At 58.8% G+C, this 25075-nt stretch carries 28 protein-coding genes, 1 pseudogene and 1 riboswitch; of the genes and pseudogenes, 13 read left to right on the top strand and 16 right to left on the bottom strand.

Features of this window, described 5'->3' with window-relative positions; translation table 11 throughout:
* Positions 1-166: 166 nt before the first annotated feature.
* Together QOM10_RS16885 and QOM10_RS16880 are read right to left on the bottom strand one after the other, a co-directional pair.
* On the bottom strand, positions 167-358 hold the full coding sequence (locus tag QOM10_RS16885) for a hypothetical protein (RefSeq protein WP_150750974.1): 192 nt from the start codon (positions 356-358) through the stop codon (positions 167-169).
* Between the two features lie 123 nt (positions 359-481).
* Positions 482-1360: a LysR family transcriptional regulator gene (locus QOM10_RS16880; RefSeq protein ID WP_127928391.1), complete on the bottom strand. Its 879-nt coding sequence runs from the start codon at positions 1358-1360 to the stop codon at positions 482-484.
* 156 nt (positions 1361-1516) lie between these two features.
* Between QOM10_RS16880 and QOM10_RS16875 the strand changes: the two genes are divergently transcribed.
* The 7 genes from QOM10_RS16875 to QOM10_RS16845 all read left to right on the top strand — a co-directional run bounded on the left by QOM10_RS16875 (position 1517) and on the right by QOM10_RS16845 (position 7145).
* The gene (locus tag QOM10_RS16875) at positions 1517-1942 is read left to right on the top strand and encodes a VOC family protein (RefSeq protein ID WP_026000724.1); all 426 of its coding nucleotides are present in this window, start codon (positions 1517-1519) and stop codon (positions 1940-1942) included.
* Positions 1943-2054: 112 nt separating this feature from the next.
* Positions 2055-3311, top strand: coding sequence for a cation:dicarboxylate symporter family transporter (locus QOM10_RS16870; protein ID WP_127928389.1), 1257 nt, complete (start codon positions 2055-2057; stop codon positions 3309-3311).
* Positions 3312-3428: 117 nt separating this feature from the next.
* The gene (locus QOM10_RS16865; RefSeq protein ID WP_127928387.1) at positions 3429-4532 is read left to right on the top strand and encodes an alkene reductase; all 1104 of its coding nucleotides are present in this window, start codon (positions 3429-3431) and stop codon (positions 4530-4532) included.
* 46 nt (positions 4533-4578) lie between these two features.
* Complete coding sequence (locus tag QOM10_RS16860) at positions 4579-5322, top strand: SDR family oxidoreductase (protein ID WP_150750976.1); 744 nt, start codon at positions 4579-4581, stop codon at positions 5320-5322.
* Positions 5323-5403: 81 nt separating this feature from the next.
* Positions 5404-5790: a nuclear transport factor 2 family protein gene (locus tag QOM10_RS16855; protein WP_077572513.1), complete on the top strand. Its 387-nt coding sequence runs from the start codon at positions 5404-5406 to the stop codon at positions 5788-5790.
* 56 nt (positions 5791-5846) lie between these two features.
* The gene (locus QOM10_RS16850; RefSeq protein ID WP_137219559.1) at positions 5847-6284 is read left to right on the top strand and encodes an SRPBCC family protein; all 438 of its coding nucleotides are present in this window, start codon (positions 5847-5849) and stop codon (positions 6282-6284) included.
* 114 nt (positions 6285-6398) lie between these two features.
* Positions 6399-7145 (top strand): class I SAM-dependent methyltransferase, encoded by a 747-nt coding sequence (locus QOM10_RS16845; protein ID WP_316916568.1) that lies wholly within the window; start codon positions 6399-6401, stop codon positions 7143-7145.
* On the opposite strand, the gene QOM10_RS16840 is transcribed toward QOM10_RS16845, so the two are convergent.
* On the bottom strand, positions 7105-7872 hold the full coding sequence (locus tag QOM10_RS16840) for a helix-turn-helix transcriptional regulator (protein ID WP_316916566.1): 768 nt from the start codon (positions 7870-7872) through the stop codon (positions 7105-7107). The two genes, QOM10_RS16845 and QOM10_RS16840, sit on opposite strands and share 41 nt — an antisense overlap.
* A gap of 108 nt (positions 7873-7980) precedes the next feature.
* On the opposite strand from QOM10_RS16840, the gene QOM10_RS16835 reads away from it, so the two are divergent.
* The gene (locus tag QOM10_RS16835) at positions 7981-8865 is read left to right on the top strand and encodes an EamA family transporter (protein ID WP_316916565.1); all 885 of its coding nucleotides are present in this window, start codon (positions 7981-7983) and stop codon (positions 8863-8865) included.
* Between the two features lie 81 nt (positions 8866-8946).
* Here the strand turns inward: QOM10_RS16835 and QOM10_RS16830 are convergent, their stop codons facing one another.
* On the bottom strand, positions 8947-9102 hold the full coding sequence (locus tag QOM10_RS16830; protein ID WP_150750981.1) for a DUF2986 domain-containing protein: 156 nt from the start codon (positions 9100-9102) through the stop codon (positions 8947-8949).
* A 147-nt stretch (positions 9103-9249) separates the two neighbouring features.
* A pseudogene (locus QOM10_RS16825) lies at positions 9250-9637 on the bottom strand (alpha/beta fold hydrolase); the annotation flags it as partial.
* Between the two features lie 190 nt (positions 9638-9827).
* Here QOM10_RS16825 and QOM10_RS16820 point away from each other — a divergent pair.
* Positions 9828-10310: an anti-virulence regulator CigR family protein gene (locus QOM10_RS16820; protein ID WP_174245128.1), complete on the top strand. Its 483-nt coding sequence runs from the start codon at positions 9828-9830 to the stop codon at positions 10308-10310.
* Positions 10311-10430: 120 nt separating this feature from the next.
* On the opposite strand, the gene QOM10_RS16815 is transcribed toward QOM10_RS16820, so the two are convergent.
* The 3 genes from QOM10_RS16815 to QOM10_RS16805 all read right to left on the bottom strand — a co-directional run bounded on the left by QOM10_RS16815 (position 10431) and on the right by QOM10_RS16805 (position 13098).
* The gene (locus QOM10_RS16815; protein WP_150774991.1) at positions 10431-11972 is read right to left on the bottom strand and encodes a class I SAM-dependent methyltransferase; all 1542 of its coding nucleotides are present in this window, start codon (positions 11970-11972) and stop codon (positions 10431-10433) included.
* A 141-nt stretch (positions 11973-12113) separates the two neighbouring features.
* A complete protein-coding gene (locus QOM10_RS16810; RefSeq protein WP_316916564.1) occupies positions 12114-12623 on the bottom strand; it encodes a GNAT family N-acetyltransferase in 510 nt (169 codons plus the stop codon).
* Positions 12624-12675: 52 nt separating this feature from the next.
* The gene (locus QOM10_RS16805; RefSeq protein WP_127928371.1) at positions 12676-13098 is read right to left on the bottom strand and encodes a bleomycin resistance protein; all 423 of its coding nucleotides are present in this window, start codon (positions 13096-13098) and stop codon (positions 12676-12678) included.
* A gap of 305 nt (positions 13099-13403) precedes the next feature.
* On the opposite strand from QOM10_RS16805, the gene panB reads away from it, so the two are divergent.
* Complete coding sequence (gene panB / locus QOM10_RS16800) at positions 13404-14219, top strand: 3-methyl-2-oxobutanoate hydroxymethyltransferase (protein ID WP_316916563.1); 816 nt, start codon at positions 13404-13406, stop codon at positions 14217-14219.
* Here panB and QOM10_RS16795 read toward each other — a convergent pair whose 3' ends face one another.
* The 6 genes from QOM10_RS16795 to QOM10_RS16770 form a co-directional block, all read right to left on the bottom strand.
* On the bottom strand, positions 14220-15620 hold the full coding sequence (locus tag QOM10_RS16795; protein ID WP_316916562.1) for a PLP-dependent aminotransferase family protein: 1401 nt from the start codon (positions 15618-15620) through the stop codon (positions 14220-14222). It abuts the gene before it with no gap.
* A gap of 103 nt (positions 15621-15723) precedes the next feature.
* Entirely contained in the window at positions 15724-16788 is a 1065-nt protein-coding gene (locus tag QOM10_RS16790) for an NAD(P)/FAD-dependent oxidoreductase (RefSeq protein WP_127928367.1), read from the bottom strand.
* A gap of 181 nt (positions 16789-16969) precedes the next feature.
* Positions 16970-17173, bottom strand: a complete 204-nt coding sequence (locus QOM10_RS16785; protein WP_127928365.1) for a PLD nuclease N-terminal domain-containing protein — start codon at positions 17171-17173, stop codon at positions 16970-16972.
* A gap of 54 nt (positions 17174-17227) precedes the next feature.
* Positions 17228-18145, bottom strand: a complete 918-nt coding sequence (locus QOM10_RS16780; protein ID WP_316916561.1) for an ABC transporter substrate-binding protein — start codon at positions 18143-18145, stop codon at positions 17228-17230.
* Positions 18142-18501 carry a (2Fe-2S) ferredoxin domain-containing protein gene (locus QOM10_RS16775; protein WP_316916560.1) on the bottom strand — a complete coding sequence of 120 codons (360 nt, stop codon included), beginning with the start codon at positions 18499-18501 and terminating at the stop codon, positions 18142-18144. The genes QOM10_RS16780 and QOM10_RS16775 overlap by 4 nt, the downstream gene beginning before the upstream one ends.
* Entirely contained in the window at positions 18501-20438 is a 1938-nt protein-coding gene (locus QOM10_RS16770) for a TonB-dependent receptor (protein ID WP_316916559.1), read from the bottom strand. The genes QOM10_RS16775 and QOM10_RS16770 overlap by 1 nt, the downstream gene beginning before the upstream one ends.
* Before the next feature lie 91 nt (positions 20439-20529).
* A riboswitch (cobalamin riboswitch) is annotated at positions 20530-20736 on the bottom strand.
* 276 nt (positions 20737-21012) lie between these two features.
* Here QOM10_RS16770 and QOM10_RS16765 point away from each other — a divergent pair.
* From QOM10_RS16765 to QOM10_RS16755, 3 genes are all read left to right on the top strand, one after another.
* Complete coding sequence (locus tag QOM10_RS16765) at positions 21013-21765, top strand: autotransporter outer membrane beta-barrel domain-containing protein (protein WP_316916558.1); 753 nt, start codon at positions 21013-21015, stop codon at positions 21763-21765.
* 185 nt (positions 21766-21950) lie between these two features.
* Positions 21951-23078, top strand: coding sequence for a saccharopine dehydrogenase family protein (locus tag QOM10_RS16760; RefSeq protein ID WP_316916557.1), 1128 nt, complete (start codon positions 21951-21953; stop codon positions 23076-23078).
* Position 23079: 1 nt separating this feature from the next.
* Positions 23080-23571 carry a DUF2269 family protein gene (locus tag QOM10_RS16755; RefSeq protein WP_127928349.1) on the top strand — a complete coding sequence of 164 codons (492 nt, stop codon included), beginning with the start codon at positions 23080-23082 and terminating at the stop codon, positions 23569-23571.
* Here QOM10_RS16755 and QOM10_RS16750 read toward each other — a convergent pair.
* Entirely contained in the window at positions 23555-24022 is a 468-nt protein-coding gene (locus tag QOM10_RS16750) for a thiol-disulfide oxidoreductase DCC family protein (protein ID WP_150750991.1), read from the bottom strand. The genes QOM10_RS16755 and QOM10_RS16750 overlap by 17 nt on opposite strands.
* 99 nt (positions 24023-24121) lie before the next feature.
* Entirely contained in the window at positions 24122-24682 is a 561-nt protein-coding gene (locus tag QOM10_RS16745) for a nucleotidyltransferase family protein (RefSeq protein ID WP_174245127.1), read from the bottom strand.
* Between the last annotated feature and the right edge of the window lie 393 nt (positions 24683-25075).

The following is a 25075-nucleotide window of genomic DNA, read 5'->3' as shown; positions in this document are numbered from 1 at the left end:
GTGAGGCGGCTCGAATGGATCACACAGTCTATGAGGTTAGGTGATCGAGCCGATCGAGGAGGAAAACTTTCCGGCAGAGCAGGGCAGGTGCGCAGCGCTGCCAAACGAAAAAAGCCCGACGGGTAAGGTCGGGCCTTTCTTCGGTGACTGCGCTGAAGCGCTGCATTCAGACGGCGCGGCGTTCGAGCAGACGGTCTGAACCGCCTTCGGCGACTGCGTCGCTGAACAGTGGGTCGGTCTGGGTGGCGGCGGCTACTGCGTCGCTGAACAGCGGATCGGTCTGGGTGGCAGGTTCAGCGGCAAAAGCATTCAGGGCGAACAGTGAGAAAGCGATGCTGAAAAGGGCTTGGCGTTTCATGAGTGTGTGCTCCGTGGGGTAGTGGTTAGGTCTGGAGCCGATCTTACGCCGCGAGCCTGATAAGAGAACTTCATTGAATCAATGGTTGTTATTGATGCGGTTAATGATTGTTTTTTGAAGGCCTCACTCATACCCCATCTTCACCTGAGCACTGATCAGTTCAGCCAGCATCCGCACAGGTTCTGTAAAAGTCTGCCGCGACCGGTGCACCAGTCCGATATCACGGTGGAAAGTGTGCTGCCCGAGGTCGAGCACCCGCACACCGGCAGGCCATGCAAAGTCGGGCGCCGTTTGCGGCACCAACGCCACGCCGACACCGTTTTCGACCAGTTTGATAATTGCTTCCAGCTCATCCAGTTCGCAGACCTCACGCAGTGTGAAATGCATCTGCCGCAAAAAGCGGTCGACCTGCCTGCCGCCAAAGGAAGATCGGTCATATCTAATGAACGGCTGGCTGCACAGCAACTGGGACCAGTCATCGCCCGGCACGTCACGGGGCACGATCAATCGGTAAGGCTCCAGTGCCAGCGTTGTCCAGCGCAGGTCGCTTTGCAGTGAAAAGGGTGGGCGGATGATCACGGCCATGTCGATCTCGCCAACATCCACCAGGTTGACCAGTTCCATCGACAAGCCCGGCACTACCCGGGATCGGCATTGCGGGCAGTGCTGGTGAAACTTTGCCAGCGCGTCAGGCAAGTAAGAGCGCTGCACCGAAGCAATCGCGCCAATGTTGACCAGCACGCTGGGCGGCAATCCCACCGTTGTCGAACCGAGGCTGTCGTAGAGCCTGAGCAGTTCTTGCGCCTGCAGGAGGATCTGCTGGCCCATTTTGTTGAGGTGTGCCGAGCGCCCCTTTCTGTCGAAAAGCTCGAAGCCGAGTTCTGCTTCCAGGCGCTGGATCTGTGCGCTGACGGCGGCCTGCGTGAGGCCGATTTTGTTGCCTGCTGCAGCGAAAGTACCTTCGCGAGCGACGGCGATAAGTGTCTTCAGTTCTTTGATCATTCACAAATATTAATTGTGTTTCTAAGAAATATATATTGATTTTTATGTTTGGTTTTCCGTCCTAGGATGTTTCCCATACCCCGGCAGCGGCTGAACCCAAGGCGCCGATGACGGTAGGAATGTTCGCCAACCCACAACAATATGATCGGAGTTCTGATGAGCCTCTCGCCTTTCCACCTCGCTATCCCCGTTTACGATCTGGCTGCAGCGCGCACCTTTTACGGTGAAGTCTTTGGTCTTGAAGAAGGGCGCTCCAGTACTCAGTGGGTCGACTTCGATTTTTATGGCCACCAACTGGTCATTCACGAACACCCGAAAACCGCGTCCCAGGAAAGTGTTCACAGCAACCCGGTCGACGGTCACGACGTTCCGGTTCCGCACTTCGGCATCATTCTGGGCTGGCAACAGTGGGAAGCCTTGGCCGAACGCCTGAAGTCCTTTGGCACCGAGTTTGTGATCGAACCGTACATTCGTTTTCAGGGGCAGGTTGGCGAGCAAGCCACCATGTTTCTCTTTGATCCATGCGGCAACGCTCTGGAATTCAAGGCTTTCAAGGATATGAGCCAGCTCTTCGCCAAGTGACAAACGTCATGGCACAACCCGGTTGTGCCATTCGGTCTCAAGTGAGCTGGAAGCTCATGACTCTAGCAACTGCCCTTAGCGCAGACCTTTCATTCCAACAAGAAGGCTAGACATGAAACGTATTCCCCTGGTGTGGCAAATCGTTGCCGGGCTGTTGCTTGGCGTGCTCGTCGGTTGGTATTTCAATACCCATCCGCAGTATCAAACGTGGGTGAGTGTGGAGATCCTGAAGCCTCTGGGCGACATCTTTATCAAGATGATGAAGATGGTGGTGGTACCGATTGTGTTCTGTTGCATGATTCTGGGCATTGCCGGCGGTGGCGATAACAAGTCGTTTGGCCGCATGGGCATCAAGTCGCTGGGGTATTTCTTTGCGATAACCGCGCTGGCGATTGTGGTCGGCCTGTGTTTCGCAAATATCTTCGAGCCGGGTACCGGCACCGATATTTCCGGCCTGTCCCACGGCACGGCGTCGATCAACATGGAGCCATCAAAAGGCGCACTGGTGATCCTGCAGAACATCGTGCCGGACAATGTTCTGGTGGCGATGTCGGAAGCGAAATTGCTCTCGGTGCTGTTCTTCGCCGTGCTGTTCGGCCTCGCCCTGAATGCGCTGCCGAGAGAGAAAAGTGCACCTGCAATCGCGCTGGTTCAGAGCATTTCCGACGCGATGTTCAAAGTGGTCTCAATGGTCATGGCCTACGCGCCGATAGGTGTCTTCGGCATGATCGGCGCGACTGTCGCGACGTTTGGGTTTGCCTCGCTGTTGCCGCTGCTCAAGTTGATTGGTGTGGTTTACCTGGCTCTGGTGGTCTTCGCCTTGGTGATACTCGGTGGCATTTGCTACTTGATTGGCGAGAACATTTTCAAATTGATCCGCTACTTTCGCAGTGAATTGATTCTGGCGTTCTCGAGTGCCGCATCGGCCGCCGTCATGCCGCAGTTGATGACTCGGTTGGAGAGTTACGGTGTACCGCGTCGGATTGTCAGTTTCGTGGTACCGGTCGGGTATGCCTTCAATCTGGACGGTGCCTCGATTTTCCTCGGCGTGGCGACGATTTTCGTGGCGCAACTCTATGGCATCGACCTGTCCCTGTCGCAGCAGATCCTGCTGGTGGTGACGATGGTGCTGACCTCGAAAGGCGCGGCGGGTGTGCCCGGGTTTGCCATCATCATCCTCTCCGCAACGTTGGCTTCAGCCGGTCTTCCTTTAGAGGGTGTGGCGTTGATCGCAGGTATTTTCAGGATCATCGACAGCGGCACGACCACGCTGAATGTATTGGGCAATGCCATCGCACCGCTGGTGATTGCCAAGTGGGAAAGGGCTGCGCTTGAACCCTCACGTGCTCGTACCGCAGCCGAAGTGTGAGTTTTTCGCGGACATTCGCTTTTGCAATCGCACTTTTGACGAGTGCACGCCCGCTGGCACAGGGGCGTTTTTTTGGGTCTTTTTACTAGACGACCGGTCTATTGATTTGGAGTGCTTATGATTGATAACGCTGGTGATACCGACCTTTTTTCGCCCATGGCCATGGGCGCGCTGCAGTTAGCCAACCGGATTGTCATGGCACCGGTGACCCGCAGCCGGATGGCCGAAGACGGCGTGCCGAATGAAATGCACGCGACGTACTACGCCCAGCGCGCCAGTGCAGGCTTGATCATCGCCGAAGCGACGAACATTTCCGCTCAGGGGCGCGGCTATGCGATGACCCCGGGAATCTGGTCGCAAGAGCAGGTCGCCGGGTGGAAGAAAGTCACCGATGCTGTACACGCCGCGGGTGGAAAAATCGTCAGCCAGTTGTGGCATGTCGGGCGTTTCTCCAGTGTCGAGTTGCAGCCCAATGGCCAGGCACCGGTCGCGCCTTCGGCGATCAAGGCTGAGGGCAGCACGTACACCGAGAAAGGTTTTGTCGAAGTGTCGATGCCGCGTGCGCTTGAGACCTCGGAAATTCCGGGAATCATCGAGCAGTACAAACTGGCTGCCGAGAACGCCAAGCGCGCCGGTTTCGACGGTGTGGAAGTGCATTCTGCCAACAGTTATCTGCTCGACCAGTTTCTGCGCGATTCGACCAATCAGCGCACCGATCGGTATGGCGGCTCCATCGAAAACCGTGCGCGGCTGACGCTGGAAGTGACTGAAGCGGTGGTTTCGATCTGGGGCAGCGACCGCGTCGGTATCCGCCTTTCACCTGTAACGCCCGATGCCGGCAATACGCCGCCCGACAGCAACGTCATGGCGACATACGGGTACCTGATCCAGCAACTCAATCGATTCAATCTGGCCTACCTGCATTTCGTCGAAGGTGCCACTGCCACATCTCGAACCGTGCCCGCGGGCGTGGACCTGGACGCACTGAGTGCGCAGTTCGAAGGCGCGTTCATTGGCAACAACAACTATGACCTGGCGATGGCGCTTGAGCGTCGGGCGCAGGGCCGCATCGACGCGGTGGCGTTTGGTCGCCTGTTTATTGCCAACCCCGATCTGGTGGAACGTCTGCGGCGCGGTCTCGAACTGACCATTGCGCCGCGTGAGAGTTACTACGGCGGAGGCGCCAAAGGCTACATCGACTGGCCCACCGCAAACGCATGAATGACTGCCCGGACGCAATCGCATTCACTGTAAAGAGGAACGGAACATGAACTATCTGCACAACAAAGTCGCCATCGTCACCGGCGCATCGTCCGGTATCGGGGCGGCAACCACTCGTGCGCTGGCAGCACACGGCGTTCGCGTCGTTGCTGCCGCGCTGGATGAACAGGGTCTGGCAGCCTTCGTCGCCGAGTTGCGTGAAGCCGGTCACGACGTGGCCGCTTTTACCACTGATGTGACCCGGCCGGATCAAACCCGGGCGCTCGCCAGATTCGCGCAGGACACCTATGGCGCTGTCGACATTCTGGTGAATAACGCCGGGCTGATGCTGTTCTCCAACTGGGTCGATCTGGCTGTGGCGGATTGGGACAAGATGATCGACGTCAACATCAAGGGCTATCTCAATGCCACAGCAGCCGTGCTGCCAATGATGCTCGAGCACAAGTCCGGGCAGATCCTCAACATGGACTCGGTGGCCGGCCATCAGGTCGGGCCGGCGGCGGGTGTTTACAGCGCCACCAAATTCTTCGTGCAGGCCATGACCGAGTCCATGCGCAAGGAGTTGGGCGTGCAGCACGGCATCCGCGTCAACACGGTCAGCCCCGGCGTTATCAATACCGGCTGGGCGGACAAGGTCAGTGATCCAGAAGGGCGCAAGGCCGCCCAGGAACTCAACCGCATCGCCATTGCGCCTGACGATATCGCCCGTGCCGTGATCTACGCGCTCAACCAGCCGGAAAACGTCACCGTCAACGACCTGATCATTTCGCCGACGCGCCAGGATTGGTGAACGTCGGTTACTCCCGCTGCCGAGTGCCAACCCCGGCTCCCGGCAGCCTTTGTCACTCACCCCCAACGATAGGAAACAACCATGTCCAAGAACATCAAAGCCGTACCGACGGCTGAATACAACGCTGTGATCGCGACCGCCAATCAATACGTCGAAGGCCTGCGCATTGGCAGCGCGCAAGGCGTCGCTCAAGCCTTCCATAAAGAGGCAGTGATGTACGGTTTCACCAACGGCGAACTGCTCGGCGGCCCGATCAAGAACCTGTTCGACTTTGTCGAGAAGAACGGCGCAGCCCCCGAAATCAGCACGCGACTCGACGTGCTGGCGATCACCCCGACCACTGCGGTGGTACGTGTGGACATGGAAACGGATGCAATTGGTGCCGACTACAACGACTACCTGACCCTGATCAAAATCGACGGTGTCTGGAAGGTCATTGCCAAGGTGTATCACCAGTTCGAGGTCTGAATACCGACCGCTCCCGGCAGTTCGCTGCCGGGGATCAACATAAGAGGATTTATGTCATGCCGATGGTTGAGTTTGACGCTGTCGTGGACGGCGATGCACAAAAGATCTGGAACGTGTTGAAGCAGTTTGGCCAGATTCAGAACTGGCATCCTTCGATCGTGAGCAGCCAGATCGAAGGCGGTGCAGCGCAGAGGGTGGGTTGTATTCGCACCCTCACGCTGACCGATGGCGCGGTTGTCAGAGAACGCTTGTTGGCGCTTGATGACTCAGCATTATCGCTGTCCTACCGCTTTGAAGAGGCACCTTTACCGCTGGATAACTACGTGGCCAGCGTGAAGTTGGTCGCTTTGACGGGACAGAACAAAACGCTCATCAGTTGGTCGGCAAGTTTCGATCCTCAAGAGCTGAATACCGCTGAGCACTATCAGGCACTGATCCAAAGCCTGATCGTTGAGGGTCACAATGGGCTGCAGGCATTGATCGCTCAGCATTGACATCACACCGTTTACACCCCGCATTCCCGTAAGGAATGCAGGGCATAAAATTAATGAATTTTTCTTATCTGATGTCTCGGCGTAGTTTCTTCTGAAACAGAAAGGAGTCTCGTCGTGAACCCAACATCAGCAGAAAAATTCGACACCTTGCGCGCCAGCGAATACGCCCGGCAAAGCCGCATCGCCCTGGCCGGCTACGACGCCTGCCACGATCTGGCGGCCTGCATGTTGGCCGCCAGTCTCGGTTCGCGCCCGGCCAACATACTGGTGGTCGGCGCGGGCGGTACGGCGCAGGAAATCATTGCGATGGCGGCGCTGGAACCGCAGTGGCGTTTCATCGCGGTCGATCCTTCCGCGCCGATGCTTGAAGCCGCCGTGCAGCATTTGGAGGCCAACGACTTGCTGCATCGGACGCAGGTTCATCTCGGGCATGTCGAGGACTTGCCGGCCGATGGGCAATTCGACGCGGCGACTTTGATCGGCGTGCTCCATCATCTGAACGGTGACGATCCCAAGCGCCAGATCCTGCAAACGATTCAGGCACGTCTCAAGCCGGGCGCGCCGCTGATTGTCGCGGGCAATCATTACGCCTATGCCAGCCAACCGTTATTGCTGCAGGCGTGGGGGCATCGCTGGCGCCAGCAGGGTGCCAGTGCGGAGGAGGTGAAGGCCAAGCTGGGCAAGATTCTGCAAGGCGCCGATCCGCCGCATTCCGAGGTGGCGGTTCAGGCGCTGTTGCATGAGGCCGGATTTGGCGAAGCGACGCGGTTTTTCAGCAGTCTGTTCTGGGGCGCGTGGCTGACGTGTAAAACGGACGCCTCTAAAAGTAGCGACTCGGCACTTCCCCCAACACTTGCTTGAACACCGTCGCAAACGCACTGGAGCTGCTGTAGCCCAAGTCCATGGCGACCTGTGTGACCGACTGACCGTTGCCCAGCATGACAATCGCCGCCAGCAGACAGGCTTGCTGCCGCCATTCGATATAGCTGATCCCGGTGTGCAGCCGAAAGTGTCGGGTAAAGGTGCGTCGGCTCATGCCCGCACGTTGCGCCATGTCGTCGATACCGACCTCCAGCGAAGGCTGCTGCAGAAACGCGCGGCACACGGCCGCCAGTCTTGGCTCGGCCGGCAACGGCGCATTGAGCGAAAGCACGGGCATGCTGGCGATTTCGTGCAGCAGCAAGCCCATCAAATGGCCGTCATGCCCTTGAGTGGAATAGCGCGCGGGGACATCGATAGCTTTTAGCAGCAGGTGGCGCAACAACGGCGACACCTCCAGCACCTGGCATTGCCCCGGCAGTCCGAGGCGCTGCGCCGCTTGTTTACGGATGTAGGTGTTGTGCAGCGTGACGGGGCCGCGCATTTGCATGGAGTGGCGCAATCGCGCGGGAACCCAGATGCCGCGCTGCGGCGGTACGACCCAGTTACCATCATCGGTAAACACGGTGATGACGCCGCTGGCGGCGTAGGCGAATTGGCCACGCTGATGATCGTGCAGCGGGAACAGCGTGCCGTCCGCGTAATCAATGGCGGTCACGACGGCATCGCGGGGGGTGTTCTGGTAAGGATGACGGGGCATTTCTCGCATGGCCCGATTCTAATGAAAGTTGGCCTGTGACTGAAAGCAGGCCAGGCCGATTGCCGGCATATTTCTCCGCGCCCGAGTACTTCCGCTCGGCGCCGGGAAAGATTGACCATGCAAAAGAAGCATCTTGTACTCGCCGTTGTGGTGACGGCTGTCTGGGGATTGAACTTCCCCGTGACCAAACTCGGACTGGCCGCTATCGAGCCGCTGTTGCTGACGGCGTTGCGTTTCACGTTGGCTGCATTGCCCTGGGTGTTTTTCGTCGAGCGTCCACGCGTAGCGTTCCACTGGCTGGCTGCTTACGGATTGATTTTCGGTGTGGCGATGTGGGCGTTGATCAACCTTGGTATTGCTTGGGGCGTGCCCCCCGGAACGGCATCGCTGCTGATCCAGTTCAGTGCGTTTTTTACCTTGGGTTGGGGCGTGGTTTTTTTCGGCGAACGTCTGGGCCGGTTGCAATGGCTTGGCACTTTGTTGGCCGCCGCGGGCCTGATGGGCATCGTATTGAGTCGCCCCGGCGACGCATCGGTGGCGGGTTTGGCACTGGTCATTGGCAGCGCCCTGGCGTGGAGCATTGGCAACGTCGTGATCAAGGTCTCGAAGGTGCGTGAGATTTTCGCGTTTGTGGTGTGGGCGAGCCTGTTTCCACCCATCCCGCTCATGCTGCTGACGTGGCTGTTGCATGGCTCGGCACCGTTCACGGCATTGCCGTCGCAGCTCAATGCGATGACGGTGTTTTCGCTGGCGTTTCAGGTCTATGCCGCGACGCACTTCAGTTATTGGGGATGGAACCTGCTGTTGCGCGAATACCCGATGTCGCGCGTGGCACCGTTGTCGCTGTTGATCCCTGTGTTCGGGATCTTCAGCTCGATGGCGATCTTCGGCCAATTCCCAAGTCCGGGCGATTGGTTTTTGATTTTGCTGGTGTTACTGGCAATCGCCTTGGGATCAGGGCACCTGCACGCAATGTTTCTTCGCCTTCGTGTGCGGCATTAACGTTCAGTAGTTGATGCGACCCATTGTGCCTTGGACAGACCGTTGGAGAATGCAGAGGATTTTCGCCAGGCGAGAGGGATTTCAGCTTTCGCTGGTTTCGACTGGCTCTGCGGTTTCAGCTTCCAGTTTCGCCCGGTCCGCCTTGCTGATGTACTTGGGCTTTTTCGGCGCGAGTTTGGCGCTGGCCTTTTTGGCCTTTTCCTTGAACAACTGCTTGAGTTTCTTTTGACGATTCATGTTTTCTACCCGGTCTGCAAGTTTGAATATCGGTTAGCGAAGGGCGTAAACGTACGCATCAATGGACGAGCCACGAGATAGGCTGCACTTTGCCCTCAAAAAGGGGCGAATCCTGACGTAAGCCTCCGTCCAAGGCAATGCCATTCCTTACATTGCGATGAAGTCGCGCACCGCCTTGATGGTCGGCGCCGGGGCTTCTTCCATCAACCAATGTCCCGCCGCCGGGATCACCACTTCGGTGACGTTGTCCGCGGCATTGCGCATGACTATCGCTTCATTGTTGCCGAAGGACTTTTCACCGCCCACGGCCAGCACCGGCATGCTCAAGTGTTTCTGCAGGACGGGAGCGTTGTCGATGGCGTCCTGACGAATGCTGCGAAATTGCGCGAAAACCGCGTGCATGGCGCCGGGCCGGGCGTAGAGCTTGGCGTAGTGCTGACGGGTGCCTTTCGACTTTGGCCGGGGTGCCGGCGAACTCGTTCCAGAAGCGGTCGAGGTAGATGCGCTCACGTCCGGCCACCAGACGCTCCATGTCCGCAAGCACAAGCTTGTTCAAGGTCTTTGACCAGTACGTCAATGTGGCTGAACTTTAAATCCTTGAAATAGCTCCTGTTGGGCGGTGTCGATGGGCTGGGCTGTAATCGACGATCGGTCAGCCGGAATAAACTAAGCTGATGTGTAACGTCAAGTTGACACAGGAGCAACTCACCATGAAAGCGCGCCGCATGTTGAAGTCACGTACGTTGATTGCAATGATTTCGTCCCTTGCGCTGGTTTTCAGTTCGGCGATGGCATTGGCTGATCCCGGTAATGGGAAGGGTCAGGGCAATGGCAATGGCAATGGCAAGGGCAATTCGCAGAACGTGCAGGGGCACGGTAACCAGAAAGGCAATGGCGGCAACAAGGGCAACAACTCCGGTGGTGACTGGAGTCATGGCCCAAGCATCGATCGCGGCAATGTGCTCGGGATTGTTGGCGGCTACCGCGACTACTGGAGCCCGGGCCCTTCGCTGCCACCGGGCATTCAAAAGAACCTTGCGCGCGGCAAACCGCTGCCGCCCGGGATCGCGAAAAAGCTCGATGGACGTCTGGTCGGTCGTCTGCCGCATTACGATGGTTATGAATGGAAGCAGGTGGGCACGGATCTGATCCTCGTCGCGCTGGCAACCGGGCTGATTTATGAGGTGCTCAACGGGGCGTTTGATTAAGGCGCCCCTTGGCAAATGCTGCCGTTTGCCATGGGCTTTTGACTGCCGGCAGTGGCCTGTGCCGATGGCGCGAGTGGCAGCAGATTTCCTGCCTGCACCACTGCGCGCCACCCACCTTGATCAAACGATTTTCAAAGCACTCAGCACGATCAGCGATTGCTCGGCAAAAGCCTGAGCCTGTTCGGTCAGTGCGGCGATGTTGGCTTCGGCGGTGGTCAGCGTTTTGCCGTCCTTGACCAACACTTCGTTTTGTTCGGCGATGACGCTCCACGCCAGTTGCGCCCACTCCGCCGGGTGCTGCTTGCCCTGACGGATCGCAATCAGGAACAGTTGCTGGAAACGACTGACGGTGACGCCGCCACCGGTAACCGGGCTGCTCAGCACCTGAATGTCGGCATTGAACAGCGCGCGTTTGCACAGTTGCAGGTTGAACGCGGCGCAGCGTTCGTACACCAGCGCCTCGGCGGCTTCGCTCTGGCAAGGGGCTACCGCGCCCATACTGACCAGGATGGCGATGGCCTGTTCCAGATCGTCGTAGGCCATTGGTGACACCGCATCGAGCAACTGCTGCATCGTTTTGGCTTCGTAGGTCTGGCCGGCGAGTGCATCGAGGACCGGGCCGTAAATTTCCGCTTGCAGTGACGCTTCGCCAGCGGGGCCAGTGACGCTGGACGCTACGTTTTCTGTCGGTTGCATCAGCACAAATCGCGTATTGAGCATGCGCGACCGGCGCTCGGTCGCGCTGAGTCGGTTGGCACCGCGCACGTACAGGTCGCGACGGAAAGCCTGGTTGACGAAGTAGTCACGCGCCTGCTCGCGCATTATCGGGTGCTCGATACCGTCGAGAAAGGCCAGGCCTTCGGCGCTCAGGTTGAGTACGTCGACCGAATCCAGCGGCACCGCCGTCGTGACGTAATCGAGCTTGGCCGGGGCCAGCGCATCCACCATGTCGGCGAAATACATGCAGTTCCAGTCGCGATTGAAATATTCGTGAGCGACGTATTGGCGGTCCTGACCTTTGATGGTCTGCAGCCGGGCGCCCAGACTCGGCGCGGCGATGGCGTACTTGGGGTTGGCCGCCAGCAGCGCTTCGGAAAACTGCAACGCGGCATCGATGCGCTGATCCGCCCGCGTCGAGTGACTGGCAAAGCGGTCGTGCAGGCTGAACAACTGGCGCAACGGCGCTGAAGGCGACCAGCCCGGGAATGCGTTGTAACTGACGTACAGATGACCACCCGGTTTGAGGTGGCGGCGGGCGAATTCGACGATCAGTTTCTGGTTGTCGCGGCTGACCCAGGTCCAGATGCCATGCAGGCTGATGCTGTCGAATTGCGGCAAATCATGGCGCGCCAGCAGTTGCTCGAAGCTGTCGTCATAGAGTCTTGCGCCGTTGTTGCTGAGTTCCGCCAGCTCAATCGCGTGAGCCGCCTGACCGGGGTGGAAGTCCGTACCGACGAAACCGGCAGGGCTGGCTGTGGCGTGAATATTGATTGACACACCCTGACCGAAACCGAGTTCGCAGTGGTAACCGTCGGGATTGTCCAGCCCGGCAAAGCCGCGCAACAACAGGCAGTAACGCTGGAAAACCGGATTGATTTCCCGGCTATAGCTGTAGGTGTAGCCTTCGTCGGTGAAATAACCTTCGTTCCAGGCGTTGCTCATGGGTGCAGCCTCTTGAATCGTAATAGGAAGTGGCACTTACAGGGAGGTGGACTGGCGTCGTGAAAACCTCTCGGTGTCCATCAGAATGTTGTCGGCAGGATGGCAGCATTCGATAGGGGTCATGCGGATATTTCGCAGAGGTTATTGATGATCGGACTTGTCCGCTGCTGACAAACGCACACCCATCTCAAAGGCGCGGGTCTCGAACCCGAACTCGGCATACATGCGCACCGCGCGCTCGTTGAATGGCCATACCGTCAGGCGCAAATCCTGCGCATCGTGCGCGATGGACCAGTCCTTGACGCGTTGAATCAGCGTACGACCGATACCTTTACCCCAGAACGGTTCGGCGACACACACCGAACCAATGCGCACCACGTTCTGCGGCTGCATCAACGGCCCGGAACTGGCGGAGAGGGTGGCCGTAATGAACGCCACGGGCCGTTCACCGGCGCTGGCGATAAAGACGATCTGGCCTGCCTTTTCAAATACCCCGGCCCAGTGCGGCAAATCTCGGGTGAAATCTTCGGTGGCGGCGGCGTAGATATCGGGGCGGGCGGCGTGGTGAACCGAATTGAGCAATTGGCCCAGTTCGCACATCGCCCGCGCATCTTCGGCGGTGGCAGTTCGGTAGGTAATGACTTCTTCCATGAATGGCGCTCCTGTGTTGTTCGGCAATCGTAGCGTTGCGTCAGGGTAAAGCTCAAATTGCTCGTTCACCCAAGCGCTCTACCAGTCTGACCAGATACCCGTCGGGATCCTGAACGATGAATTCGCGCTGGCCGACTTCAATGTTGTCAGCGCGATACCAAGTGTCTTGGCAATCACGGTAAAGCGAAAAACCGGCCTGCCCGAGATGACGGATGATCGAAGCGACTTCGGCAACATCGATCTGCAGGTTGATGCCGCGTCCGAAGGGCTTGCTCAGCGGTGCCGTCAACCATTGGCCGGCATCTGGATCAACTTGCTCGAGCATGACCTGTGCGCCATTCAGATTCAGGTAGGCGAAACCGTCTTCGGGCCGCTGATAAGCGATGCTGAATCCCAGGCAAGACACCCAGAACCGCAGGCTGTTTTGCAGGTTGGTCACCATCAATTCCGGGACCAGTCTGTTGCGTTCGAGCATGAGGTGACTTCCGTTTCGAGTTGTAAGCCGTGATCAAAATCGATCGGTTGAATCCTTCGTAAGCTTCGTATCCTGCGGTAAACGGCTGAATAAAACATCCAGGCTGCTATCGGCATTTCACCGAGAACGTCCGAAGCAGGGTGCACGTGGGTCGCTTTTTAAGGCAAATCTGTACATTGAATTTTTTTACGTCAGGCGAATAATCGAGCGCTCGAAACCTTTGGAATTGAGCACTGTATGAAAGATTTTCGCGTTGATTTCGGCGACATTTATCGTTTACGGACGGCTGCCTCAAGGAGCCGCCCATGAGCCTGCATACCCGCACCAAACGCCTGACCGTGCCGCAACTGGTCGCCATGAAAGGCCAACAGAAAATCGTCTCGCTGACGGCGTACTCCAGCAGTATCGCCAAATTGATCGACCCGATCGTCGACTTCATTCTGGTCGGCGACTCTACGGCCATGGTCGGTTATGGCCGCGCCTCGACACTGAGCATGCAGCTTGAAGAAATCATCGGCCACACGCGGGCGGTGGTCGATAGCACGCGTCTGGCTTGTGTGGTGGCCGACATGCCCTTTGGCAGTTATCAGGAATCCCACGAGCAGGCCTTTCGTAATTGCGCTCAGGTATTGGCGCGGACCGGTTGCGACGCGGTGAAGCTGGAGGCCAACAAGGCCTTGGCACCAACCGTCGAGTTTCTGGTGGCACGTGGTATTCCGGTCATGGCCCATGTCGGGTTAATGCCGCAGTTCGTCAATGTCATGGGCGGCTTCAAGGCCCAGGGCCTGACCGCTGAGACCGGCGCAGTGATTGCCGAGGATGCCCGGGCCAATCTCGAGGCAGGCACCTTCAGCCTGTTGCTCGAAGGTGTGGCGGAGGGCGTGGCGCGGCAGATTACCTTGGAGTCGAAAATGCCCACCATCGGCATCGGCGCCTCACCGGCTTGCGACGGGCAGGTGTTGGTCACCGAAGATGTGCTCGGCCTGGGCGGTGAGCATCTGCCGCGTTTCGTCAAACGCTACGCCGATGTTGGCGCGGTGATCAGTGAGGCCTGCGCGCAGTTTGCCGACGATGTGCGCCATGGCCGGTTTCCGGAAGCGCGGCATTGTTATGGACTCTAATTACGCGTGATGTTCTGCGCCGATAGCCTGCGCCAGTCGTTGCACCGCATGGCCGATGTCCTTGTCCCAATCGAGGGTGTAACTCAGGCGCAGGTACTGCTTCCAGGCGCCTTGCTGGCTGAAGATCTCGCCGGGGGCGATGACGATTCGCTCGGTCAGCAAACGCTCGAACACCCGTTGCATGTCGATTGGACGCACAGCCTTGAGCCAGAAGCTCGCACCGCCCTGTGGGGCGACGACCTGCCACTGACCGTTACCGTGTTCTTCCAGCAAGGTCTGTAGCTGTTGCATGCGCTTGCGCAACAGTGCTCGCAGGGTGGTCAGGTGCTGGTCGATGCGCCTGGAGCTGTAGAGTCTGGCAATCGCTTTCTGCCGAATGGGCGAGAGGCGAAACCCACGCTGCATAAACAATCGATGAAATTGCGGTGCATGCTGGCGGCACAGCACATAACCATACGGGGCTTCGCCGCCAATGATCTTGTCGAACGTCGAGAACACCAGCAGCTTGTCCGGGTCGGCAAAATCGCGATAGCGCGCGGGTGAATCGGAGAAACACAACTCGCCCCAAGCATCGTTTTCGAACAGCCAGACATCGCGCTCGGCCAGCCAGTGACAGATCTGCTGTTTATCCTGTGCTGGCATCAACTGGCCTTGGGGAATATTCACCGTGGAGGAGAGCACCGCCAGGCGCACCGGTTCGCGTGTGAGCAGTTCGTTCAGCGCGGGCAGGTTGAAGCGGCCATCATCGCCGAGGGGCATTTCGATGACGCGGATATTGGCCGCCTGCAACTGGCGCAGAATCGCCCACGAGCAGGGCGACTCCACCAGCGCCACAGTGCCACCGAGATTCAAGGCACTGAGCGACAACTCCAATACGCTGCGCAGGTCCGCGCCGATATACACCTGCTCGGCGTGCCAGTGGCTGTGCGCGGAACGGGTGTAGTGTTCAGCCAGGGCTGCGCGCAATTCAGGCTCGCCGAGCGGCTGATAGAGCGGCGTGTGGGCGTGCGGGTATTGGCGGGTCAGTTCACGCTCCATCAGCAACAACGGCCCCTGCAGCGACAGCAACATCGCCGGGGCATCGCTGCTCAACGCCAGCATGGCGGGCTGACGGGCACTGGCGAAGACGCTGTCGAGAAGATTGCTGGAACTGGCCGCCACAGGCGCCGCCGGCATCGGCCGGGTGAAATAGCCGAACCTGGCTTTGGCGTGAATCCGGCCCTCGTCTTCGAGCAGTGCATAGGCGTATTTGGTCGTCGACACCGAAACGCCGAGGCGCAGGGCCAGTTGTCGCAGGGATGGCAGTTTCTGCTCAGTCGTGCCACTGGCCGCCTCGATCAGGCCGACGATGTAGTGATAGACCGCTTGATAGGCGAACGCGGTGTGCTTGGGGGCCGGCAATGTTGTTCTCCTTTTCACTGCGATTTTTCGCTGTCCGAGTTGCGCAAAATGACCATGCGTTGCCGGTGCGCATTCCTTGCTGCAAGACGTCGGCGAGTCTAAATCAAGCATCGCCCGAGTTCTTGAAAAAGCGCTGAGGACGGCACGGCACAAGGGCTGCAGATGACTGGCGATCAAGGATTTCTTCACTGGCGAGGCGCCCGACGATTGCCGCCAGCGTTACACCGGGATGCATCGCACAAACGTAAACTCCGCCGACGCCGGGCAGGTAACCGACCACGGGGATGCCATCAGTGGGCATGGGCCGGATTCCGACGGCGACGGTTTGCGGCTCAATCAAAACCACCCCGTGAAGTTCTTTGCGTATGGCTTCGGCGGTTTGCCGTGCGATGTCCGTCGGCGAGTTACCCGGCGTTTCTCCCAGATAATCTTCAGCGGCCAGCAACGTGCCGTCGGCGCTTTGCCGAATTTCCATTTCGGGGCTGGAAATGATGCCTTTGACGAGGCCCGGTTGGGTCTTGTAGCGGATGAAAATGGCCGGCGAGGCGTCGATGGGCAGGGAAACGTTGAGCATCTGTGTTAACTGCCGGGTGCCAGTCCCCGCGGCAAGCACAACAAGGTCGGCCTCAAACGTGCCCGCTGTGGTTTCAACGCCAGTGACATCTGCGTTGCAGGTTTTGAAAGCGGTCACTCGGGTTTGCGTGAGCAATTGCGCCCCCAGCGCCCGGGCGCTGGCAATCAAGGCGTGGGTGGTCTGCACGGCGTCGAGCGCACCTTCGTCAGCGCGAAATAACGCGCACGGTGGGGGATTTTTCAGATTGGGTTCGCGGGCAAGCACCTCGGCAGACGATAACAATGTCGCCGACGCCGGATACTCTGCTGATTCGTTGTACGACAAAGCCCCGGTCCAGCGAATCTGCAAATCCGGCAGCTCGGTTTCGAGTCGTCGATATGCTTCTATGGCCATACCGCGCAACTGCGCAATCGGATCAGCGCCGGCGTGCGTGGCAGTGATCCAGGCGAAAGAGCTTGCCGTCACGCCGCTCGCGATCTCGTCAGCCTCGATCAACGTGACCTGCGCACCTTTACCGGACAGGTGATACGCAAGGGAAGCGCCGACGATGCCTGCACCCACCACCACAATTCGCCCACATGCTTTCTGATCCATTTCAACATTCCCTGTTGTCGACGGCTGATCCTGCAACAGGGTGACGATGGGAGCAAACAGAAAAGAGCCCGGCCAAAGCAGGGCTCGTAAACCTGCAACGGGTTAAGCGGCCATATTTCCCGCGGGCATTTGGCATGCCAGTCCGTGACGGATGCTCAGTCGCTATGGATCAAGAGTCAGGTTACGACGCCGAATGCCGACTGACATGCTTGGGCCCCGCCAACGCCCAGGCAATCAAGCCGAACAACGGCACAAACACGATCAGCACAATCCATACACCTTTGTTGCTCGATTTCCCCTGACTCTTGCGCACCCGATTGATGGCCCAGAGTTCGATTAGCAGAAGAACTGCCGCCAGTACGATCCACACGGTTTCGATTTGCATTGGCTACCTCCTGATGGTCTGTTCGTTAGGTGGCGTGCGGTGCGGCGGGTTCATTTATTTTTTGTCCAGCGCGTTGAGCTGGCGGGCCAGTTGCAAGGCGACGCGGCCGCTGTTGTAGGTTGGCAGCAGGTGGGTGAAAGGGATCTCGATGATGCGGTTCTCGCGCACCGCGCGCAGTTGCGAGAGGACCGGGTCGTGGGTCAACAGGTAGCGTTTGCGGCGGGCGGGCGACCATTCGGCGTCGGCCAGCAGGATCACGTCCGGGTCGCTGGCCAGCAGGGTTTCGCTGTTGACGGTGACTCGATACAGGTTGATGTCGGCGAACACATTGCGTGCCCCGGCAGCCGCCAGCAGCGGAGTGACAAATCCGCGTCGGCCTTCGCTGTCGAGGCCTTTGACTTCGCTGTCGAGATAGAACACGGACAACGGTTTACCCGTGCCGGCCAAGGCTCGGGCGCCGGCAATGTCCTTTTCCATGGAGTCGATCAATGCTTGGGCTTTTTGCTGCTGGTGCAGCAGCTTGCCCAGCGTCAGCAAGTCATTGCGTACATGCGCGAAATAATCCAGCGAGTGCCCGTTGCAGGCGGATTCCAGCAGATACGAACCCACGCCATTGCGCGCCAGTCCCGAGCGGGAGGTCACCCCGTCGCCGAACGCCGTGGCAAAACCGCCGATCACCAGATCCGGCTTCGCAGCGTAAAGCACTTCGCTGGCCGGGTATTGCCGCGCGATCACCGGCACACCGAAATACTCGGCTTGGCGCTGCCCGGCACCGGTGTCATCCAGATAAGCCACGCCGACCAGCGCTGGCCCGGCACCCAGTGCCAGCACGAGATCCGCCGCATGCTGATTGAGCGCGACGATGCGTGAGGGCGCAGCGGCGCGCCAGTCTTCGCCGCAATTACGGTAATGGTCGGCGTACGCGGGGGCCGCGCAGAGCAGGGCACTCAATAACATCCACAACCTGTTCATGGCCGCGCCTTGATCAGCAAGTTCGCAACCACTTCACCGTCCACCAGATGCCCCTCGACCAGCCGCTGCACATCTTCATGGCTGCGCACGCCATACCAGCAGCGCTCCGGATACACGGTCACGATCGGCCCCAGATTGCACGGAAACTGACAATGCGTGCGCGTCAGCAAGACGCCGCCCGGCTTCTCGATGCGATCGTGCGCGAGTAAATGCCGGCGCAAGGTTTTCCATAACTGCAAGGCGCCGCGTTGGGTGCAACGCGGGCCGGTGCAGAGGAACACATGGCGTGCGTGCTCGGGCACGTGCGACCAGTCCGGGTGCGTGTCGACGCCGTCGACGGTTTTGATGTCACTCATCAGAAGCGGTACGTGTAGCGTACTTCGGAGGTGAACGGCCGGCCGAGGTTATCGACGTTGCTCGAACGGCTGGTGACGTAATCGCGGTCGAAGAGGTTTTCCACCAGCAGGCTTACGCGGTGTTGATGAGCGTTGTCGAAATAGCGATAAGCGTCGGCGTCGACCACCGAATAGTTGCCGTACTCGACCTGCTTTGAGCTTTTGATGTCGCGAATGTAGCGAATCGCACCGCCAACGCCCCACAGGCGATTTTCCGACTCATAACCCACGCGTGAACGGGCGAAGAAGCTCGGGATGTCGTTGATCGTCACACCGGTGCGCGACTCGGTGAGGTTGCGGGTCATGTCCGCTTGCAGGCTCCACTGATCGTTGAGCGCCAGTTTGGCGTCGGCCTCGAAACCGCGCATCTGGATCGTGCCTTCACCGTTGACCCACTGAATGTCATCGAGGGTGATCAGGTCGTCGATCTTGCGTTTGAACAGGGTTACGCTGGCGCTGAATTCGCGGTCGAGCAGAAAGCCTTTGTAGTCGACACCCAGTTCGGCGTTGCGGCTTTTTTCCGGTTTGAGATTGCGGTTGCCGATCTCGTCGCCCGGCTCGTTGACGAACAGTTGCTCGGCGTTCGGCAGTTTGTAGGCGCTGCCGTACTGACCGCGCACCGACCAGTTGTCGTTGAGGTCATACAGCGAAGTGAGCATGCCGACCGTGGCACTGTCGCCGCCGCTCATGGCCTCGTGACGCACGCCGATGCTCGGGTGCCAGTCGGGCAGGGCGTCGATCTGCGGGCGCAGTTGCGTGTAGAACGCGTGCGCTTCAGCCTTGTCGTTGTCGATAATCAGCACATCGTCCTGGCCCTTGAACCATTGGTTGTCGGTGCCGAACACCAACACATGGCCACCGGGCAATTCTGCTTTGCCTTCGGCCTGCACGCCCCAATCGGTGAAGCCCCAATAGTCGTTGTGGTTGATGACTTTGGTGCCGCCGCCGGCGATGTTGTTGACCCGGGTGTAGCGCGTGTCCCAGTCGTTGATATGGCCTTTGACGAAGTAGCTCAGACGCTCATTGATGGTCTGCTCGAAAGTCGCCGTGGCGATCTGCTGCACGCGGTCGTTGGTGGTCTTGTGATTGTCGACCGGACGGGCGAAGTCGAGGTTGGCGTCGGCGTATTGGTAGAACAGTTCCAGCCGTGCATCCTCGCCAAACGACTGAATCGCCTTGCCGCCGAAAATGGTGACTTCGTAGGCGCGGTTCTTCTCGCTGACGTTTTTCATGTCGCGGTTGCGATAGGGCTGGTAACCGTCGGAGACGTTGTGGCTGACGTACGCGAGCAAACCGAGATCGCCGAAACCGTTGCTGAAGATGTTTTCGACCCGAGCGTCTTCGGTGGTGCCGCCGAAGCTGTCGACGCCCAGATTCACCTCGCCGGAGGCTTTGCGCGATTGCGGGCTGCGGGTGACGATGTTGATCACGCCCGACACGGCTTGAGTGCCGAACAACAGGCTTTGGCCACCCTTGAGCACTTCAATGCGCTCGATGGCATTGGCCGGCAGGGTGTCCAGATAGAGGCCGCCGTACAGGCGATTGTTCAGGCGCACGCCGTCGAGCAGGATCAGCGTGTCGTCGTTGCGCCCGCCGAGCAGCGAATAGGTGCCGTAGTCGAACGGGCCGTTTTTCGGCGCAACATACAGGCCGGGAATAAACATCTGCATGACGCGGCTGACATCGGCACTGGGGCCAGCGCGCTCTATCTGTTCGCGGCTGACGATTTCGACCTTGCTGCCGAACTTCGCCATCTCGGCGACCGTGGTCGACTCCACCGACGGTGCGGAAACGATTTGCTGATTGAGTTCCAGCGGCGTGTCATCTGCCAGCAGCAGGGGACTGAACAAACAGCCGAACAGAAGGGTTGGAGCAGAAGTGTTGAAAGGTCGAATCATTGTCTTCTCGAAAAGGATCTTCGCAGAAGAGCATGCAGGAGAAGGCATCGCGCACAGCCAATACCGGCCCATGCCCGCCCACCGCAGGATTTTGCCAAACGAAATTCCAGGCCGGTCTCCGGGCTCGCGCGTATCGAGGCTTTCACCTTCCCATGGCCGAGTGGCCACAGTGGTCTATCGAAAGCATCACGCGCATACCGTTGCGGGGGCAGCACCGGACTTGTTCGAAAAGAACGTACCGGTTTCCCGTTTCACCCCATGCACGGCGGCATGGGACACCTGAAACTGGGCGGCATCTGAACATTCGAATGACCGTTCGTCAACTCGTCAATCCAGGTCCTCGACCCGCGAATTACCAACTTTCGAAATAACTACTAAGGTCTATAGCGGTCATCACAACGCAATATCGCGCGGCGTCGACAGGCGTGAGGGATACGCCTGGCACGCTGAACAGGGAGGTTCTCATGCAAGGTGCCAGCGGCCATCCTCACGGCGGGCACGCCCCGCATTTCATTCGTAACGCTTTACTGGTCGCCATGGCCAACACCCTGATGCTCGCAGACGTTCAGGCCGCGTGCGGGCCTTTGGCGGCGGGTGCCTACAACGTCTCGCAAACCTGTTTGCCTGCAGCCGGTGTCGATGCCTCGATCAGCACTCAGACGGGCACCACCATTACCACCACAGCCGGCTCTTCATTGAACAGTCGCGGCAACAACGCCAACGCGCTTACGGCGTCGGCGCCTACTGGACACACTTCGGCCCCTCCGGCTGGTATCTGGACGGCGTGTTGCAGGTCAACCGCTTCGACATCGAAGCCAAACCCAACGACCTGGCCAAACTGAAAACCCGTGGCTGGGGCTACACCGCGTCGCTGGAAAACGGCTACCCGTTCGAAGTCGACAAAGACTGGTACATCGAGCCGCAATTGCAGGCGATCTACAGCTACGTCGATCTGGACAGCAGTGATGACGTCGGCGCGAAAATTCGCTTCAAGGACGTGGATTCTTTGATCGGCCGCGCCGGCGTACGTATCGCCAAGGACTGGGACACCGAGGGCGTCGACAAGAGCGCACGGCGCACCAATGGCTGGATCCGTCCGAGTATCTGGCATGAATTCAAGGGGCAACCGAAAACCGAGTTTTCCTCTGAATCGGGGTACATCCCGTTCGAATCCGACATTCAGGGCACGTGGGGCGAGGTCAATGTGGGGGTGGATTACCAGGCCAACCGGCGCACCACGTTTACCGCTTCGGCTGGCTATCGGCAGGGCTTTGATGGCGACAGCCATGGGTATGACGCGATGTTGGGGTTCAAGATCAATTTCTAGTCCTTTCGGCTACACCGCAAACCTTTGTAGGAGTGAGCCTGCTCGCGATAACGGTGTGTCAGATAGCAGATCAACACCTGACACACCGCTATCGCGAGCAGGCGAAGGCCTACAGTGGATGGCTTGCTGACGTTCAGCCCTATATCCTGCACGCCTGTTGATGGATTGATTTAGGGAAGAATTGCATGCCGTTCAGGGTGATGGTGGTCGGTGGTTACGGAAATTTCGGCAGCATCGTGTGCCGCCATCTGGCGCTGATGCCGGACATCGGGCTGGTGCTGTCGGGTCGTGACCCGCGCAAATTGCAGCGCAAACTCGATGAGCTGAACAGCCAATCGGGCAACGTCTGCGAAGGCTGGTGCGGCGACGCCATGGGCGAAGAGTTCGAAGCCGCATTGCGTGCGCTGAACATTCAGTTGGTCGTGCATACCGGCGGGCCGTTTCAGGGGCAATCCTATGCCGTTGCGCAGAGTTGCATCGACGCTGGCGTGAACTACTGCGATCTGGCGGACTGCCGCACCTTCGTCAACGGCATCCACATTCTCGACGCGAGAGCGAAGCAGGCCGGCGTGGCGATCCTCAGTGGTTGCAGCTCGGTGCCGACACTGTCATCCGCGATCATCGATGAACAGCGCCAGCGTTTTTCGCGAATTGACTCGATCGAACACGGCATTTCCTCCTCGGCGAAAATGCCGGGTCTGTCGACCATCGAAGGCGTACTCGCCTATGCCGGCAAACCGATCAAGCAACTGAAAAACGGCAAGGTGCACGAAGTGTCCGGCTGGCTGGACCTGACCTTGCGCAAAATGCCGCAGATGGGCACGCGGCTGCTGGCCAACGTCGATGTGCCGGACATGGATATTTTCGCCGGTCGTTATGGCGCGCACACCCTGAAGTTCAAGGCGGGCGCCGGGCTCAAGCTCGGCGGTATCGCCAATGGTCTGCTGGCTCAGGCACTCAAAATCGGACTGGTGCGCGACCATGCTTTGTGGGCCGCAAGATTGCATCGCCTGGGCACGCGCTTCGAGCGTTTCGGCGATGGCAAAAGCGCGATGTACATCGACGTGCAGGGCCTTGGCGTTGACGGCAAACCGCTGTCCATGACCGCGCAACTCACCGCCCTGAATGACAAGGGCCCGGAAATCCCCAGCTGCGCCGCCGTAGCACTGGCGACGAAAATGGCCCAAGGCTACGTGCCGACCGCCGGCGCCCGACCTTGCGTGGGCGAAATCAGCGTCGCCGAGTACATGGCCGCGATCAACGACCCAACCAACCTGAGCCTGGCCGTGAACTTCTCGGACGGGCAGCGCTGACATGCTCTATCTGTGCCTGAAGTACCTGCACATCATCGCGGCGATTTTCCTGTTCGGCTTCGGCATGGGCTCCTACCTCTACCTGATCGCCGCCAGTCGCACGGCCAACCCGCAAGTGATTGCTCACGTCGCACGGATGGTCGTGCGCTTCGACACCTGGATCACCACACCGGCGGGATTTGTGCAGATCATCAGCGGTTATCTGCTGATGCGGCTTTCAGGCTTGACCATGAGCACCGAGTGGGTGCTGACGTCGTTGATCATTTTCCTCTGCGTCGGCTCGCTGTGGCTGCCGGTGTTGCTGTTGCAGAAGCGACTGTATGTGATGGCGACGAGTGCGAGCGAAGCGGGGGCGGGGCTTGATGAGCATTATCAGGCGGTTTACCGCAAATGGTTCTGGATGGGCGTGCTCGGTTTTTCCGGGATGTTCGTCATCGTGCTGATGATGGTGACGAAGATGACACCTGTGCAGTTGTTCAGTTTTCTGATGTAGACGCCGCTGCTTTCAGAAAGCGCTGTTCGTGGTCTGGAGTGGGCAGCAGGCAGGTGTCGTATTTGCCGAACAGACGATAGCGATTCAGCGCGATACGGTCGTAGGCCCAATCGCGCAGGCCGCGAGGGAGTACGCGTAGCAGGCGCAATGGCTGCCAGCGGGCGGGCAATTGGCGGATGACTTCGAGAAATGCGTCGGAACGTTCCCAGTAGTGGCGGTCACGGATAACGGCCATGGTGTCGAATTGATCTATGGGCAGACCGGCCCACGCCAGAAGCTCCTGACCTTCGGGCGATTGCACGGCGGCCAGACGCACGCGGCGTTGGTGGTCGTGGCGGATAAGGAAGCGTGCCCAGCCGTTGCAGAGTTTGCACACGCCGTCGAACAAGACCACGGATTCGCCGGGGTTGAGGAGCGGGGCGGGGATTGGGCGGGTTTTTGAGGTGGGCATGGGGTTGGGTTCGGGAGAGGCTGGAATGTTGCGATCATAGCCTTAGAAGTTGCTGTCTGCGAATGGCCGTACTTGGCAGGAACCGGCTGAGGTGAGAACTCACCGTTCGGTGACAAACATCAAGTCGGGCCAAGTCTCACGCCACGCCTTGGCTCGAATGCGATCCAGAAACATGGCATGTTTTTCGATTCTGAATCGTTCTGTTGGCCGTACCACCAGCGAGAACAGATCATCCAGCCCCAACGGCGCCGAAACCTCTATCTCGTCTTGACGATCAAGTCTGACAGCAACGGCAGTTGCCGTTTCGGGCCAACAGGTCATCGCATCGGCAGCGGAGCGATAGGGAGCATCGGCGTTGCGCAAGTGCATTCGAGCCTGATTCTTTACAGACCAGTTCACTTCACTGCAGAGGCTCGAGAGTGTGCTTTCCAGCGCCGAATCGGTTTGCGCACTGGCACGTGCCGGGTCGAACCAGATGACATCGATGTCTGCGGGCAACGCTGATGGCTGGCGCTGATGCAGGTGATCCCACACCAGGCTGCGCACGAAGCCGGCGCCAATCCAGCAATCCGGCAAGTTCAGCTCGCGAGCCATGCGCAGGATTTTCATCCTTACAGGATCCTGAGTGAGCAGGGTTTTTAGCTGTGTTTCGTGCTGCATTGGGTGTTTCTCATTGCGCTTGGTCATGTGGATCTTGGCAAAGGTATCCACAATCGTGACATTTGATGAATGCTTTCGACTGTTTTCAGATTGAAGCGGATCGTCGTGAATGTCTGCTTTCGGCCAGAAGCGGACGTTCGATTCGTCTGATAACGACTCTGAGTTGCCCTCAGTGGTCGACAGCAGTCAGCCAAAAACAGCACTGATCGCCCAATAATGGCTAAGAAACCCGATCAGCCATCACTATGATAGATACTCCGAACGTTACGCCAGATAGCCGGGTAAGCTCAGCCAACGGCCGTAAAGGGGTAGGCAAATCGTCAAGTGTTAGTGGACTTAATGGACGGTATTGTAGCTCATACCCGTTCAAGGCTTGGCTTGCAGCGCGATGGA

Origin of the sequence: Pseudomonas sp. P108, assembly GCF_032613195.1 — a bacterium.
In the GTDB taxonomy this organism is placed as follows: Bacteria; Pseudomonadota; Gammaproteobacteria; order Pseudomonadales; family Pseudomonadaceae; genus Aquipseudomonas.
This window is presented reverse-complemented; position numbering and strand designations above follow the sequence as displayed.